The following is a 14,759-nucleotide window of genomic DNA, read 5'->3' as shown; positions in this document are numbered from 1 at the left end:
GTCGGCTGCTCGCAGGGCCGCCGACACGGTCCGGGGTGAGCGCGGCGATGATGGAGCTTCGACGGCAACGCCTTCGGCTGACGAGAAGGCATCGGGGTCGACGTCGTCGGCGTCGGCGAAGAAGGTTGCTGCGAAGAAGGTGCCGGCCGCGGCGAAGAAGACCCCCGCCAAGAAGGTTCCCGCGAAGAAGGTTCCCGCGTCGGCGACGAAGGCTCCTGCGGCGAAGAAGGTTCCGGCGGCGAAGAAGGCACCGGCGACGACGGAGACGAGCTCGGCCGCCAAGGCTCCGCTGAAGAAGGGGACCATGCCGGCGAAGAAGGCACCGGTGAAGGCTGCGCCCACGGCGGAGGCGGCTCCGGCGAAGAAGGCAGCTCCGGCGAAGTCCGCGGCGCCGGTGAAGTCCGCGGCCAAGAAGGCAGCTCCGGCGAAGTCCGCGGCCAAGAAGGCGGCGCCGGCGAAGTCCGCGGCCAAGAAGACCGCTCCGGCGGATTCATCGTCGAAGTCGTGACTCGGTTCGGCGATCATGAGTAGGTAGCGGCGTTATCGCGCCGTGGGTGACTCATGATCTTCGCGGGGGAGCGCCGCGAGCGCCTCATGATCGGCGGTTGGTAGCGGTCGTGTGCGGTGCGACGGGCGGTTTAGGCGGATTCGTCGTCGGAGTCGTGACTCGGTTTGGCGATCATGAGTAGGTAGCGGCGTTGTTGCGCCGTGGGTGACTCATGATCTTCGCCCGGAACGCCGCCGGTGACTCATGATCGTCGGCCACGCCGCTGCATCGGCCACCAACGCAACACCGAACCAGCGCCGCCGCCGCGCCACCAGGTGCGACCGCGCCGCCGCCTCACCGGACGTTGTCGAGCTGCGCCACGGCGGCCTGTGTATGGGGCCCGAGGCCCAGGCGGGTGGCGTCCCACAGGTCGACGGCGGTGTCGACGTCGCGGCGTACCGAGGGAATCGCCGCCACGTCGAGTTCGACCGCGCCGGCTTCGCGGTGAGCCGCCCGCGACCGTCCGCCGAAGCGCGGCTCGAACGGCGAACCGGATGCACAGGCGTAGAGCGTCGTTCCCACGCCGGCCACATCGGCGACGAACGACACCGGATGCTCGGATGCGGCACCAAGCGCCTGCTCGAGTTCGGCCGGGCGCAGCGCCGGAAGGTCGGCCGACAGGGCGGCGACGGGTGCGTCGGGCCGGCGTGCGCGTACTTCGGCGGCGCCATGCCGCAAGGCCGCGTTCAGACCTGCGTCGGGCGCGTCGGCCACGACGAGCGCCCCGAGCGACCGGAGCCGCTGGGCGGATTCGTCGTCGTCGGTCACCACGGTCACGTCTTCGACCAGCGCACACGCCAACGCGGCCGCGGCGGTGTCGGCGGCGAAAGCGCGTGCGATGTGCGGACGCAGCTCGCCGACCGTGTCAGCCAGGCGCGTCTTGGCGAACTCCGGCCGCTTCACCGGGATCACGAGGGACCAAGGCAGGGTTGTCGGCATCGTGTGTCAGTCTTACGCATGGTGCCCGCTCCCGCACCGGCGCCCTGCGACCAATCAGTCCAACGCCTCGACTCGACGCCGGCGCGGCACGCGGGTGAAACTGTCCCGGCCCGCAACTCGTACGGTATTCGCACCACATGATTCAGCAATCATTTGCACCACTTGCACCGCGGGCCGGGATCTGAAGGAGGATTCGTGGCGGATCGAAGGCGTCGACGACACGCTGGGGCGGGGCTCGCCTTCCGGGCCATCGCGTTCGTGCTCCGCCCGTTCCTCATGCTCATCACGCGGCGAAACTGGACCGGAGGCGAGCACATCCCGCCGCCAGGCACCGGCGTGGTCGTCGCGGCCAACCACATCTCGCACTTCGATCCGCTGACGTTCGCGCACTTCCTCTGGGACCACGGTCGCGCCACGCGGTACCTGGCCAAGGAGGGCGTGTTCCGCATTCCCGTGGTCGGCCGGATCGTGGCGGCTGCGCGGCAGATCCCGGTCTTCCGGGAATCGCGCGACGCCTCCCAGGCGTATCGAGCCGCAGTCGATGCCGTCAACGCCGGTGAGCTCGTGGCCATCTACCCCGAGGGCACCATCACGCGCGACCCCGGCATGTGGCCGATGGTCGGCAAGACCGGCGCCGCCAGGATCGCTCTGGAGACCGGCTGCGACGTCATCCCGGTCGCTCAGTGGGGTGCGCACGAAGTGCTCGCGCCCTACAGCAAGCGGCCGCGGCTGTTTCCCCGGAAGGTCATGCACGTCAGCGCCGGGCCTCCGGTCCAGCTGGACGATCTGCGCGGCGTCGCGCTGACCGCGGAGATCGTACGTCGGGCCCAAGACCGCATCGACGACGCCATCACGGCGCAACTGGCCGCCATTCGCCACGAGTCCGCGCCGCAGCGACGCTTCGACGTCCGTGCCGCCGGATTGCCGCCCATCGGCGATCCCACCGTTCCCCGCCAGCTGGATCAGCCCGAACGCCCCAACACTGCGGACCAGGCGGAGCCCACCTCTGACGAGGAGATGTCCTGATGCGCGCTGCGGTGTTCGGTGCCGGCTCGTGGGGGACGGCCTTCGCGCTGGTGCTCGCCGATGCCGGTGCGGACGTGGTGATGTGGGGGCGGCGCGCTGAACTGTGCGATGCCATCAACACCAAGCGGGTCAACGTCGACTACCTGCCCGACATCACGCTGCCCGCCACGATCCGTGCCACCCATGACCCCGCCGAAGCCGCGGCTGGTGCCGATCTGGTGGTGCTCGCCGTACCGTCGCAGTCGCTACGGATGAACCTCGTCGAGTGGGCGCCGCTGCTGCCGTCGTCAGCGGTGCTGGTGAGCCTGATGAAAGGGGTCGAGCTCGGCACGGCCAAGCGGATGAGCGAGGTGATCGACGACGTGACGGGCGTGGGTCCAGGGCGCATCGCCGTCGTCACCGGTCCGAACCTGGCCGGCGAGATCGCCCAACGCCAGCCCGCCGCCAGCGTCGTCGCAGCAGCCGACGAATCGCTGGCCAAGCGGGTGCAGCAGGCGTGTCATTCCCCGTCGTTCCGCCCGTATACGAACACCGACGTCGTGGGCGCGGAGCTCGGCGGCGCGGTCAAGAACGTCATCGCGCTGGCGGTGGGCATGGCCGCCGGGCTGAACTTCGGCGACAACGCTCGGGCGAGCGTCATCACCCGCGGGCTGGCCGAGACCGCCCGCCTCGGCGCGGCTCTCGGCGCGGATCCGTACACGTTCTCGGGTCTGGCCGGGCTCGGCGACCTGGTCGCGACGTGCTCGTCGCCACTGTCGCGCAATCGTTCCTTCGGCGAGAAGCTGGGGCGCGGGTTGAGCGTGGACGAGATCACCGCGGGCTCCCGGCAGGTCGCCGAAGGGGTCAAGTCGTGCGAATCCGTACTCGACCTCGCCGCGCGGCGCGGCGTCGAGATGCCGATCGTGGACCACGTCACTCGCGTCGTGCACGGCGAACTCACTCCGGTGCAGATGCTGCGATCGTTGTTGTCTCGCACCGCCAAACCGGAACGGCACGGGCATTAGGCATAGTAGGGTCGCGCCGATGAACACCACCGCAACCGGGCGCCGTATCCGTATCGCGCTGATTTTCGGCGGCCGGAGCTCCGAGCACGAGATCTCCTGTGTCACCGCAGGCGGGGTGCTGGCTGCGCTCGATCCGCAGCGCTACGACGTGGTGCCGATCGGCATCACCACGAGCGGGCGCTGGGTGCTCACCTCCGGTGATGCTGAACAGCTGGCGATCACCGACGGGAAGCTGCCGCGCGTCGGCGACGAGGGCGGCACCGTGGTCATGCCGGGTCGTGGCGAGCTCAGCGTGCACTCGCCCGGTGAGGTGCCGCGCGCCCTCGGCGAGGTCGACGTCGTCTTCCCGCTGCTGCACGGGCCGTTCGGTGAGGACGGCACCATCCAGGGTCTGCTCGAACTGGCCGGCGTGCCCTACGTGGGCTCGGGCGTGCTGGCCTCGGCCGTCGGCATGGACAAGCACGTCATGAAGATCCTGCTGGCCGGAGCCGGACTGCCGGTCGCTCGCCACGTGCTCGTCGAGCCCTCGGACTGGAAACCGCAGCGCGACCGTGTGCTCGCCGAGGCCGCCGAACTGGGCCTGCCGGTGGTCGTCAAGCCGGCGCGGGCCGGCTCGAGCATGGGCGTGAGCAAGGTGCGTCATCTCGACGACCTCGACGACGCCGTCCTCGCCGCCCGTGAGCACGATCCGAAGGTGCTGGTCGAGCAGGCCATCGACGGTCGTGAAGTCGAGTGCGGTGTCCTCGAGGGCGTCGACGGCGGACCGCCGGAGGCCAGCGTCGTCGGCGAGGTCCGGTTCGACGACTCCCACGATCTGTACGACTTCCAGGCCAAGTACCTGCCGGGCGACGACGTCGGACTCGACATCCCGGCCGATCTGCCGGACGAGACGGCCGAGCGGGTGCGCGCGATGGCCGTGACCGCGTTCAAGGCGCTGTCGTGCGAGAGCCTGGCCCGCGTCGACTTCTTCCTGCGCGCCGACGGTTCCCTGGTGGTCAACGAGCTCAACACGATGCCCGGCTTCACGCCGACGTCGATGTTCCCGATGCTGTGGGCGGCCTCCGGGCTGGACTACCCGGCGCTGGTCGACCGGCTCGTCGCGACGGCGCTGCGCCGCCCTACGGGCCTTCGGTGATCGTTGGCGCTTTGTGGTCGCCCTGGCAACCACGAAGCGCCAACGATCACCGGTCGCGGGCGTACACAACGACGTCGAGGTCGTCGTGCCTCGCCTTCTCCCACTCGGTGAAGCCGAGCCTGCCCATCACCGCGATCGAGCGCAGGTTCTCCGGGACGGTGACCGAGATCAACCGCGGCAGCTCGAGCAAGCCGAACGCGCGCCGAACCCACGCCGTCGCCGCCTCGGTCGCGTAACCGTGACCCCAGGCCGCGCGGACCAGCCGCCAGCCGATTTCGACGTCGTCGGGATACCACCGGTGCCGGTTGAGCCCGGTCCAGCCCAGGAAGGCGCCGTCGTCGAGGCGGCACACGGCGCTGAGGCCGAAACCGTCGGCGGCGAAGCGCTCGGCGATGCGGGCCAGGGCGGCGTCGGAGGCGTCGCGGTCGAGGGGTCCGGTGGTGAAGTGCCGCATCACCTCGGGATCGGCGTTCATGGCTGCGAACGGCCCGGCGTCGTCGACGGTGAACGGGCGCAGCAGCAGCCGGTCGGTCGCCAGCAGCTCCGGTCGCCAGCGGAACCACTCGATCACGACGAGGGCGTCGTCGAGGTCGAATCCGGGGCGATGACGGCGAATCCGGTCGAGCTCGCCGGAACGGCGCCAGAAGTCCTCGTGCCCGCGACGCCAGTCGGCGGCATCGCGGAAGCCTTCGCCCTCGGCTCGCGCGATGGCGTCGTCGACGTCGGCGATCCGTCGTACCTCGACCTCGGTCACGTCGACGACACCGATCGATTCGTCCTGACGGTCGAGCAGGCGGTACAGGCCAGGAGTCGGCAGCGCCTCACCGTCGAGATCGTAGGAGGCCTTCAACGCCGTGGTGGCGGTCTTGTGGCCGGCGATCGTGGCTGCCACGAGCTGGTCGCGTAGGTCGCCGGAGGCCAGCTCGAACGATCGCATTCCGGTGACCCTACCGGGCGGGCACGGTCGCCAGGATCGCCGGGGCGAGGTCCATCAGCACGTCGGCCTCCGGCGCGTAGTCGTCAGGAATGGCGACTTCGACGAGGACCGCGCGGTCGGCGGCGGTGAAGAACTGTCCACCGTCGCCCGGCTCGACGAACCAGCCGACCCCGTCGATGTCGTGCAGCTGGGCGTCCGGGCGATAGGCAGCAGGCATGGCGACGCCACAGCGCAGCACGATGGGTGGATTGCCCCAGGCGGCGATAGTGGCAACGGGTGGGTCGACGTCACGACGGACGGCGTTGTCGAGGGTGTCGGGAAGCTCGGCGAGCAGGTCGGAGCACGTGTCGGCGCTGCCCGGCTGGACTTCATGCGGTTCGACGTCGACCGCGCCGAAACCGCACGAACTGAGCGCCACGGTGCCGAGGAGAGCGACGATCAGATGTGAACGACGGGACACGTCAGTGTACGGGTGATGCCTTCGACTCCCTGAACTTTGGCCACGACCAGTTTGCCCAGGTCGTCGACGTTGGTTGCTTCGGCGCGGACGATGACGTCATAGGGCCCGGTGACGTCCTCGGCGAGCGTGACACCATCGATGTCTGCGATCTGGCGTGCGACCTCGGCAGCTTTGCCGACCTCGGTTTGGATCAGGATGTATGCCTGTACCACCACGGCTTGCCCTCCCACGTCGTGCGTAGAGATGTGCGAGGGGCCAACTTACCGGTTCGATGATGAAATTGAGGGAGCAGGATGGCGGACAACATCGCCGACCTCGGTGAATTCGGCCTGATCGAGGCCGTCACCGCTCGCCTGCCGCAAGGCCCCGGGGTCCTGCTCGGCCCTGGTGACGATGCCGCGGTGCTGGCGGCGCCAGACGGGCGGGTGGTGGTGACGACTGACCTGCTCATCGAGGACCGCCATTTCCGTCGTGCCTGGTCAGAGGCGGTCGACGTCGGGCACAAGGCAGCGGCACAGAACCTGGCCGACGTCGTCGCCATGGGGGCGCGACCCACGGCGCTCACCGTCGGGCTGGGGGCTCCGGCGGACCTCCCGACGGCGTGGGCGCTCGGGCTCGCCGACGGCCTGCGCGGTGAGTGTGAGCCGTTGGACGTGTCGGTCGCCGGAGGCGACATGGTGGCCAGCGACGTGATCGTGGTGGCGGTGACGGCGCTGGGTGATCTGCAGGGCCGGGCGCCGGTGACGCGGGCCGGTGCGCGGGTCGGCGATCTGGTGGCGGTGTGTGGTCGGCTCGGCTGGTCGGAGGCCGGGTTCAGGGTGCTCAGCCGAGGCTTTCGCACTCCACGCGCTGTCGTCGAGGCGCATCGGCGTCCGCAGGTGCCCTACGACGCCGGGCCGGAGGCCGCGATGCTGGGTGCCACGGCCATGTGCGATGTGAGCGACGGGCTGGTCGCCGACGTCGGGCACATCGCCTCGGCCAGCGGCATGTTGATCGACCTCGACCCTGACGCTGTTGTCGTGGACGAGCCGTTGCAGCAGGTGGCCAGCGCACTCGGTGCGGATCCGGTGGAGTGGGTGCTGACCGGCGGCGAGGACCATGCCCTGGTGGCGACGTTCCCGGCCGGCACCGAGCTGCCGCAGCGATGGCGAGTGATCGGGACGGTCACGCAGGCCAGTGCGCCGGGACGGGTGCATGTGGGTGGTGAGGCGTACGGCGGCGGGTCCGGGCACGACCACTTCCGGCCCCACTGATCTGCGAGCTGATTCGCTGCGGTCGTCGGCGTTCACACCGCGTTACTGAGGTCCTTCGCGGTCATCGAGTCCGGACGTATCCGCAGCCAGGCCGTTCCCCGCGATCGCGGATCGTCATGGAGGTAACGGCGGAACCGCTCGTCCCAGGCCGTCTCGTCGGGGCCGAGGTAGCGTTCGAGCTTGCGGCGACCGCGCAACGTCGAACGGCTCGATGTCGGCCCGGCCGTGAGCGATGACCTGGTGAACGGTACCGGTGGCGAGATCGCACTCGTCCACCGTGATCGCCACCGCGGGGTCGGTGCGTCGCGACGGCTCACGTCATCGGCTCTCCTCTCGCCTCGGCAGGTGTGGCGACATCATGAAACCTCGACTGTGATCGAGGTCAAGCCGCGACCCGGCGACGGCGCCCATCCTGCCTGGCACGCTGAACTGTTCCACAAACGCGACATTTCGGGCGCGTCAACTCACTTTGAGCGTGCCACGTGGTCGCTTTCACCGTGCCATGCTCGCCTCGAACATGATCACTTGGGGCACTTCTGCCGTATTCGTGGGTTTCGCTGGGGAGATCGGGGTCGGTCATGCTGGTGTGAGCGGCCCATGCTCAAAAATCCGACGCGAAACCGGCCGGCGAACTCATTTGACGGCGCCTTCGACCATGCCGCGGATGAAGTGGCGCTGCAGGAACAGGTAGACCAGCACCACCGGAAGCGCCACGAGCACCGCACCGGCGGCGAGCAGCGACGTGCCCGAGGTGTACTGGCCCTGGAAGAACGCGAGCCCCAGCGGTGCGGTGCGCAGACTCTCGTCAGTGGCCATGACCAGGGGGATCAAGAACTCGTTCCAGGTCCACATGAACACCAACACGATCATCGTGGTGATGGCCGGGCGGCCCATCGGCACCAGCACCCGCCACAGGGTGCGCCAATGCCCCGCACCGTCGATGCGCGCGGCCTCGACGACCTCGCGTGAGCTGGACCGGAAGTACGCCCGCATCCAGAAGGTGCCGAACGCCACCGACTGGGCGACCTGAGGCATGACGATGGCCACGAGCGTGTTGGTCAGCCCGAGGGTGCGCAGGTCGAAGTAGAGCGCGACGACCAGCGCTTCGGCCGGCACCATGATGCCCAGGAGCAGCAGGTAGAAGATCACCTCGGAGCCGCGGAACTGCATGGTGCCGAAGGCGTAGCCGGCCAGGATGGAGAACACGGTCGACAGCGCCACCACCAGCACGGCCACGATCACGCTCGTGCGCATGTAGGAGCCGAACCGGCCCTGATTCCACGCGTCGGCGAAGTTGGCGAACTCCAGCGACCGCAGCGAGCCGCCGGCGCCGATGGCGTCCGGCGACAGCGCGGTGGCGAGGATCAGCAGGACGGGGAACAACGCGATGACCGCGAACAGGGCCAGCACGGCGTAGTTGGCGCTACGTTCGGTGCGCGAGATCATCGTTGTGCCTTCTCGCCGACTCGGTTGATCACGACGGTGACCAGGAACACGACAACGGTCAAGACGATGGCGAGCGCGGTGGCCGTGCCGACACGGCCGATCAGGAAGGCGTTGTTGTACACCTCGTACGACGGCACGGTGGTCTGCCGGCCGGGACCGCCGCTGGTCATGACGTACACGAGGTCGAACGTCTTCAGCGCGGCGATGACGGTCAGGGTGAGCGCGACGGACAGCTCGCCGCGCACCGACGGCAGCGTGATCGCGGTGAACTCGCGCAACCTCCCGGCGCCGTCGAGGCGAGCGGCCTCGTACAGCTCACGCGGGATCTTCGCCATGCCGGCCAGGAACAGGATCAAGCACAAGCCGGTGCCGATCCACGTACCGACCAGGCCCACCGACGGCAGCGCGGCGGTGTAGTCGCCGAGCCACGGGCGCGCCAACGCGTCGAGTCCGACCGCGCGCAACGCGCTGTTCAGCGGCCCCTGCGGCTCGTAGATCTGGCGCCACGCCACCGCCACGACCACCATCGGGATCACCTGCGGCAGGAACAGCACCACCCGGAAGAACCCGAGACCGGCCATCCGGGCCCGGCTCATCGTGGCCGCGAGCATCAGGCCCAGAGTGACCGGGATGATCGCATAGAACACGATCAGCACCAGAGCGTGCACGAAGGCGCCGCGCAGCGCGGGCTCGGTGAACACCGCCTGGTAATTCGCCAGTCCGGCCCACTCGGCGGTGCCGAGTCCGTCCCAGTCGTACAGCGAGAAAACCCCGCTGCGAATGAGCGGATACAACACGAACAGGGCGAAGACCGTGACCGCCGGCAGGATGTACAGGTAGGCGACTCGCCGCGGCTCGCCTGGTCGCCCCCGACCGCCCGGGCGGGCAGACGCCTGCTCCGCGGGCGGACGGGGGGTCGTACGTGGGACTGCCATCACTGGCTCGTGATCAACCAGTGGCCGCGGTGTACTCGGCCTCGAGCGTCTCGAGGAACTGCTGTGGGTCGGCCTGCCCGCTGAGCAGATCCTGGATCGCCGCGGTGATCGTGTCGTAGAACGTCTCGGTCGCGTAGTCGAGGTATGGCACCAGCAGATCGCGCTCGCCGGCTTCAGCCCACGCCTCGAACACCTCGGCCTGCAGGCCTTCGGCCGGCTGGTCGGCAGAGTCGACGACGGGGAGGTTGCCGGTCTCGGCGACCGTGGCCATGGCATCGGCACTGGTGATGAAGTTGATGTAGGCCGCGGCGGCGTCGTGGTTCTGGCCGTTCGCCGGAATCGCCCACGGGATGCTGATGCCGCCGGTGACGAGGTTCTCGCCGCTCGCGCCAGCAGGGGTGAGGACGAAGCCGACGTCGTCGCCCATGGTCTCGGTGAGATCGGCCACGAGCCACGTACCACCGGGGAAGAACACCCCGTCACCCTGGGCGAAGTTCTGCCACGCAGTGTCGTAGTCGATGCCGTTGAATCCCTCGGTGAAGTAGCCGGCCTCGACCCAGGACACGATCGTCTCGGCGGCGGTGACGTTGTCGTCGGAGGTCCACGAGGAGCCCGGACGGCCGAAGCCGAGGTCACGGATCGTCTCGGCGTCGACGAACTGGTTCTGGACGAACCCGAACTCGTGAATGCCCGCCCACGGCTCGGAGTTGCCGAACTGGATGGGCGTCTCACCCGCATCGCGGGCAGCAGCGAGGATCGCCTCGAGTTCCTCGGTGGTCTCCGGCGGCTGCATGCCGAGCTCGTCGAGCTTGCTCTTGCTGTAGAACAGCCCGACGATCTCGCCCATCTGCGGCAGGCCGTACAGCTGCCCCTCGCCGTAGACCGACCCGTCGTCGCTGTACGACGCCAGGGCGCGGATCGAAGCCGGGAAGCGGTCGGTCCAGCCATAGGCCTCGGCGTACGGGTCGAGCGGGACCAGCAGGTCCGAGGCCACGTACTGGCCCATCTCCGGGCGGCCGTTGTTGGCTTGGACGACGTCAGGTGCATCGTCGCCGGACAGCGCCAAGCGCAGCGTGGTGCGCAGGTCGTCGGTGGAGCGCGACACGCGGTCGATGGTGATGTTGGGGTATTCCTTTTCGAACGCGGCGTTGAGCTGCTCGATCTGTGCGGCCTGCCCACCGCGGACCTCCTGGTCCCAGACGGTCAGGGTGATCTCGCCCATCTCGGCCGGGTCGGTCTGCACGTCGCTGGCCTGCTGCTCGCCGTCACTGCCGTCGTCATCGTCGGAGCCACCGCCTGGCGCGCAGGCAGCCAAGAACAGGATGGCGGCAGCCGCAGCCGCGCTCCACCGACGACGACCCGAGAGATAGTGCTTCATGACTCTGCCTTTCGTATCTGCCTCGCCGAGTGTTCGGAACATACGCTCCGCTACCGCCACAGCTATCGCCCGGCCCGGAAGCCGAGTGTCGCGATGGCACGCGACACCTCCGGAACCGCGTCGTCGGGCAGGACGGCCTCGAGAAACTCGTAGTCGGCGGCCAGCGCGGGATCCTTCGATCCGATGTCGCGGTACCACAACGCGATGTCGCCCCACCCGGGCGAGGCGAGCGCTCCGCCGAAATGCCGGACCGACAAGGCGGCGCCGAGGTTGGCCAGGCGCAGGCTGTGCTCCACCGGCCAGTTCGCCAGCGTGCCGACCATGAGGCCAGCAACGAAGACGTCGCCGGCTCCCGTCGGGTCGATGGCTTCGACCGGCAGGCCGGGGACGTGAACGAGGCGGCCGGCGTCACGGTCGAAGGCCACCGCGCCGTCGCGGCCATTGGTCACCACCGGCAATGGCACCAGTTCGGCCAGGGCTTCGGCGGCGGCCTCGGGGGTGTCCGTGCGGGTGTAGCTCATCGCTTCCACCGCGTTGGGGGAGAAGGCGTGGCACCCGGCGAGGCTCTCGCGCAGCCGTTCGATGTCCCACCGGTCGTCCGGGTCCCAGCCGAGGTCGGCGAAGACGAGGCCGCCACTGCGGGCGATCGAGTCCACCCAATCCTGGCGGTCCGCGGCGAGGTCGACGGAGCAGGAACGCGCCCGAGGCGGTTCGGTGACCAACCTCGACAGCGCCTCGGGCTGATGTCCGTGCGTCACCATGGCGCGGTCACGCTCGTAGACCATCGAGACGGTGACCGGGGAGTGCCACCCGGTGACGTAACGAGAGTGCGTGAGATCGACGCCTTCTTGGATGCCCAGCGTCTGGCGGCAATAGTCGCCGTAGAGGTCTTCCCCGAACGCGGCGGCCAGGCCGGTGTGCAGCCCCAGCCGGGCAGCGGCGACCGCGAGATTGGCCACTCCGCCGGGGCTGGACCCCATGCCTTGCGCCCACACCTCGGTGCCTCGCCGGGGCGCGCCATCCAGGCCGATGAAGATGATGTCGAAGAAGACCGTCCCCGTGAGAAACACGTCGAGGTCAGGGCCGTCGTCGGAACGGATCTCCGCGAGCGGATCGTGGCGCGGCGGCGCGGCACGATGTGGGTCGCGCGCGACGTTGGACACTGCTGACCTCCCCATAGGTTGTGGTCGAACCCTAGTTCCCTTGCTCGTAGTTGACAAGAACTGAGCGTTTCTGGGTAAGCAAGGTGCTTTTGTCCTGGATCTTGGGACGCTGATCGATCAGATTCGTTCAGGAGCCCGCATTTTGGGTGTTCGATTGAGCGAAGATGACTGATATGGTTCAGCCGTGCTTGCGCAGCGCCGTTACGAACTCATCATGCAGACTCTGCGTGCCGAGGGTCCGGTCGCGGTCACCACGCTCGGCGCGCGCCTCGGTGTGAGTCAGGCGACCGTACGGCGCGACCTCGCGTGGCTCGAGAGCCAGGGGTTGCTGGTGCGGGTCCGCGGCGGCGCCGCGGCCAGCACGTCGCTGGAGCCGTCGTTCGCCGCCGTGGCGACCGAAGCCTATGCCGCCAAGGACGCCATCGCCCGGCGCGCTGCTGAGATGGTCTCCGACGGCGACGTGCTGCTGCTCGACATCGGGACCACCGTGCACCGGCTCGCCGTCCACCTGCGAGGGCGGCAGATCACCGTGATGACGGCCAACATGGCCGTCTACGAGGAGCTCGTTCCCGACCCCGACATCGAGCTGATCCTGCTCGGCGGGGTGGTGCGGCGCAACTACCGGTCGCTGGTCGGCTTTCTCACCGAGGACGCCGTGCGCCAGGTGCGCGCCGACACGTTGTTCATCGGCACCAGCGGCGTGCGTGCCGACGGCACGGTGATGGACACGACGGTGGTGGAAGTGCCGGTTCGCCGGGCGATGATCGAATCCTCCGACCGGGTCGTGCTGCTGGCCGATGCCGACAAGTTCCCGGGCAGCGGTTTCGCCACGGTGTGCGGACCAGAAGCTCTCGATGCGGTCGTCAGCGACGTCGGCAAAGATGCCGATGCTCTCGAGTCGTTCCGCGACAACGGTGTGGAAGTGGTCTTGGTATGAAGTTGACGATCCTCGGCGGTGGTGGATTCCGCGTGCCGTTGGTTCATGCGGCGTTGGCGGAGGACGGATCCGGCGTCGAGACGATCGTGTTGCACGACACCGACCCGCAGCGGGTCCGCTCGGTCAAGGCGGTGCTCGACGAGCGATCCGGCGGGCGTGGCCCGCGCCTGGTCGTGGAGCACGACCTGGCTGCGGCGGTGCGGGGCGCGGACTTCGTGTTCTCGGCCATCCGGGTGGCCGGGCTGCGCGGGCGAACGTGCGACGAACGCTCGGCCCTGGCCGAAGGTGTGCTGGGCCAGGAGACCACCGGCGCCGGTGGCGTGCTGTACGGCCTGCGCACCGTTCCGGTCGCGATGCGCATCGCCGAGACGATCCGCCAGGAGGCCCCTGACGCCTGGGTCATCAATTTCACCAACCCGGCCGGCATGGTCACCGAAGCGATGAGCACCGTGCTGGGGGAGCGGGTCATCGGCATCTGCGACTCACCGGTGGGCCTGTTCCGGCGAGTGGCGCGCGCGCTCGGTGTCGACATCGAGCGGGCGTGGTTCGACTACGCCGGGCTGAACCACCTCGGCTGGCTACGCCGTGTGCTGGTCGACGGCCGCGACGTCCTGCCGGGCCTGCTCGCCGACGACGACGCGCTGGGCTCGTTCGAGGAGGGCAAGCTGTTCGGCGCGGCGTGGCTGCGGACGCTGGGTGCGATCCCGAACGAGTACCTCTATTACTACTACTTCACGCGCGAAGCGGTCGCCTCGATCAGCGGCGCCGCGCACACCAGGGGAGAGTTCCTGCTGGCACAGCAGTCGGAGTTCTATCGCGCCGTCGACGAGCCTGGCGCGGCGACGCGATGGGACGACATCCGCCGTGAACGCGAGGCGACCTACATGGCCGAGACACGCAACGCCGCCGGAGCAGGTGAGCGTGACGTCCATGACCTCGACGGCGGTGGCTACGACCAGGTTGCTCTCGCGCTGATGCGGGCGATCGCCGCGGACGAGCGGGCGACGCTGGTGCTCAACGTGCGCAATCGCTCCGCCCTGGCTGGCCTCGACGCCGACGCCGTCGTCGAGGTGCCTTGCCTGGTGGGCAGCAACGGCGCGCATCCCATCGCCGCCGGCGCTCTCGGCGCCGCAGAGATGTCGCTGGTCAGCAGCGTCAAGGCGGCCGAGCGCGCCACCATCGAGGCGGCGCTGACAGGCTCGCGGAGCGCGGCGGTGAAGGCGCTGGCCATCCACCCGCTCGTCGATTCCGTGTACAGCGCACAGCGGATCCTGAATCGTGAACTCAGCGACCTGCCAGAGCTGCGTGCGGTGCTCGCCGACGACTGACGGGGTGCCGCCGGCGAGCGAGCGTATTCATCAGCGATAGACGAGGCCGGACAGGCGCCGCGCGAGCCGCGTGCGGAAGGCCGGAAGCCGCCCGAGTACGCCCAGCACGATGTTGCGCAGCGGGCGAAGCGCCCGGTCCGCCGTCGCGAGGCGGGTCAGGCGATCGGCGAGCGCCACGACCTGCTTGGCGACCGGCCGGCGCGTCGCGGTGTAGTCGTCCAGCAGCGTGGCCGAGGCGCCGGACAGGATCGAGTGCAGCGCCGAGCCGAGG

The 14,759-nt window shown here is 69.1% G+C and carries 15 protein-coding genes and 2 pseudogenes; 6 read left to right on the top strand and 11 right to left on the bottom strand.

Features of this window, described 5'->3' with window-relative positions:
* On the bottom strand, window positions 1-525 hold a 525-nt coding region (locus M6444_RS13140; RefSeq protein WP_298328013.1), incomplete at its 3' end, for a hypothetical protein.
* A gap of 316 nt (window positions 526-841) precedes the next feature.
* On the bottom strand, window positions 842-1,474 hold the full coding sequence (gene cofC, locus M6444_RS13135) for a 2-phospho-L-lactate guanylyltransferase (RefSeq protein ID WP_363326358.1): 633 nt from the start codon (window positions 1,472-1,474) through the stop codon (window positions 842-844).
* A 207-nt stretch (window positions 1,475-1,681) separates the two neighbouring features.
* Between cofC and M6444_RS13130 the strand changes: the two genes are divergently transcribed.
* The 3 genes from M6444_RS13130 to M6444_RS13120 are packed head-to-tail and all read left to right on the top strand — an operon-like array spanning window position 1,682 to window position 4,651.
* On the top strand, window positions 1,682-2,512 hold the full coding sequence (locus M6444_RS13130) for a lysophospholipid acyltransferase family protein (RefSeq protein WP_298328007.1): 831 nt from the start codon (window positions 1,682-1,684) through the stop codon (window positions 2,510-2,512).
* Window positions 2,512-3,516, top strand: coding sequence for an NAD(P)H-dependent glycerol-3-phosphate dehydrogenase (locus M6444_RS13125; protein WP_298328004.1), 1,005 nt, complete (start codon window positions 2,512-2,514; stop codon window positions 3,514-3,516). The genes M6444_RS13130 and M6444_RS13125 overlap by 1 nt, the downstream gene beginning before the upstream one ends.
* Window positions 3,517-3,535: 19 nt before the next feature.
* The gene (locus M6444_RS13120) at window positions 3,536-4,651 is read left to right on the top strand and encodes a D-alanine--D-alanine ligase family protein (RefSeq protein ID WP_298328000.1); all 1,116 of its coding nucleotides are present in this window, start codon (window positions 3,536-3,538) and stop codon (window positions 4,649-4,651) included.
* Window positions 4,652-4,697: 46 nt separating this feature from the next.
* Here M6444_RS13120 and M6444_RS13115 read toward each other — a convergent pair whose 3' ends face one another.
* The 3 genes from M6444_RS13115 to M6444_RS13105 are packed head-to-tail and all read right to left on the bottom strand — an operon-like array spanning window position 4,698 to window position 6,260.
* Window positions 4,698-5,588 (bottom strand): GNAT family N-acetyltransferase, encoded by an 891-nt coding sequence (locus tag M6444_RS13115; RefSeq protein WP_298327997.1) that lies wholly within the window; start codon window positions 5,586-5,588, stop codon window positions 4,698-4,700.
* A gap of 10 nt (window positions 5,589-5,598) precedes the next feature.
* Window positions 5,599-6,006 carry a DUF3515 domain-containing protein gene (locus M6444_RS13110; protein ID WP_363326356.1) on the bottom strand — a complete coding sequence of 136 codons (408 nt, stop codon included), beginning with the start codon at window positions 6,004-6,006 and terminating at the stop codon, window positions 5,599-5,601.
* A gap of 20 nt (window positions 6,007-6,026) precedes the next feature.
* A complete protein-coding gene (locus M6444_RS13105; RefSeq protein WP_363326357.1) occupies window positions 6,027-6,260 on the bottom strand; it encodes an Lrp/AsnC ligand binding domain-containing protein in 234 nt (77 codons plus the stop codon).
* Between the two features lie 81 nt (window positions 6,261-6,341).
* Here M6444_RS13105 and M6444_RS13100 point away from each other — a divergent pair, with 81 nt between their 5' ends.
* The gene (locus M6444_RS13100; protein ID WP_298327987.1) at window positions 6,342-7,301 is read left to right on the top strand and encodes a thiamine-phosphate kinase; all 960 of its coding nucleotides are present in this window, start codon (window positions 6,342-6,344) and stop codon (window positions 7,299-7,301) included.
* A 32-nt stretch (window positions 7,302-7,333) separates the two neighbouring features.
* Here the strand turns inward: M6444_RS13100 and M6444_RS13095 are convergent.
* From M6444_RS13095 to M6444_RS13075, 5 genes and pseudogenes are all read right to left on the bottom strand, one after another.
* Window positions 7,334-7,604, bottom strand: a pseudogene (locus M6444_RS13095) (pyridoxamine 5'-phosphate oxidase family protein); the annotation flags it as partial.
* Window positions 7,605-7,934: 330 nt separating this feature from the next.
* Entirely contained in the window at window positions 7,935-8,747 is an 813-nt protein-coding gene (locus tag M6444_RS13090) for a carbohydrate ABC transporter permease (protein WP_298327981.1), read from the bottom strand.
* On the bottom strand, window positions 8,744-9,682 hold the full coding sequence (locus M6444_RS13085) for a sugar ABC transporter permease (RefSeq protein ID WP_298327978.1): 939 nt from the start codon (window positions 9,680-9,682) through the stop codon (window positions 8,744-8,746). The genes M6444_RS13090 and M6444_RS13085 overlap by 4 nt, the downstream gene beginning before the upstream one ends.
* Before the next feature lie 13 nt (window positions 9,683-9,695).
* Complete coding sequence (locus M6444_RS13080) at window positions 9,696-11,060, bottom strand: extracellular solute-binding protein (protein WP_298327975.1); 1,365 nt, start codon at window positions 11,058-11,060, stop codon at window positions 9,696-9,698.
* 62 nt (window positions 11,061-11,122) lie between these two features.
* Window positions 11,123-12,223, bottom strand: a complete 1,101-nt coding sequence (locus M6444_RS13075; RefSeq protein WP_298327972.1) for a PfkB family carbohydrate kinase — start codon at window positions 12,221-12,223, stop codon at window positions 11,123-11,125.
* A 184-nt stretch (window positions 12,224-12,407) separates the two neighbouring features.
* Here M6444_RS13075 and M6444_RS13070 point away from each other — a divergent pair, with 184 nt between their 5' ends.
* Window positions 12,408-13,160: a DeoR/GlpR family DNA-binding transcription regulator gene (locus tag M6444_RS13070; RefSeq protein ID WP_298327969.1), complete on the top strand. Its 753-nt coding sequence runs from the start codon at window positions 12,408-12,410 to the stop codon at window positions 13,158-13,160.
* A complete protein-coding gene (locus tag M6444_RS13065; protein ID WP_298327965.1) occupies window positions 13,157-14,488 on the top strand; it encodes a 6-phospho-beta-glucosidase in 1,332 nt (443 codons plus the stop codon). The genes M6444_RS13070 and M6444_RS13065 overlap by 4 nt, the downstream gene beginning before the upstream one ends.
* 30 nt (window positions 14,489-14,518) lie before the next feature.
* On the opposite strand, the pseudogene M6444_RS13060 reads toward M6444_RS13065, so the two are convergent.
* Window positions 14,519-14,759, bottom strand: a pseudogene (locus tag M6444_RS13060) (pentachlorophenol monooxygenase); the annotation flags it as partial.

Source organism: Haloactinopolyspora sp., assembly GCF_027324685.1.
GTDB lineage: Bacteria > Actinomycetota > Actinomycetes > Jiangellales > Jiangellaceae > Haloactinopolyspora.
Note: the sequence above shows the minus strand (reverse complement) of the source record. Positions and strands in the feature narration are given on the sequence as shown.

What these genes read in the sequence shown, in the direction of transcription:
- M6444_RS13125 (WP_298328004.1), top strand. Translation starts at nt 2,512, where the DNA reads ATGCGCGCTGCGGTGTTCGGTGCCGGCTCGTGGGGGACGGCCTTCGCG.
- M6444_RS13120 (WP_298328000.1), top strand. Translation starts at nt 3,536, where the DNA reads ATGAACACCACCGCAACCGGGCGCCGTATCCGTATCGCGCTGATTTTC.
- M6444_RS13115 (WP_298327997.1), bottom strand. Translation starts at nt 5,588, where the DNA reads ATGCGATCGTTCGAGCTGGCCTCCGGCGACCTACGCGACCAGCTCGTG.
- M6444_RS13100 (WP_298327987.1), top strand. Translation starts at nt 6,342, where the DNA reads ATGGCGGACAACATCGCCGACCTCGGTGAATTCGGCCTGATCGAGGCC.
- M6444_RS13090 (WP_298327981.1), bottom strand. Translation starts at nt 8,747, where the DNA reads ATGATCTCGCGCACCGAACGTAGCGCCAACTACGCCGTGCTGGCCCTG.
- M6444_RS13085 (WP_298327978.1), bottom strand. Translation starts at nt 9,682, where the DNA reads ATGGCAGTCCCACGTACGACCCCCCGTCCGCCCGCGGAGCAGGCGTCT.
- M6444_RS13080 (WP_298327975.1), bottom strand. Translation starts at nt 11,060, where the DNA reads ATGAAGCACTATCTCTCGGGTCGTCGTCGGTGGAGCGCGGCTGCGGCT.
- M6444_RS13065 (WP_298327965.1), top strand. Translation starts at nt 13,157, where the DNA reads ATGAAGTTGACGATCCTCGGCGGTGGTGGATTCCGCGTGCCGTTGGTT.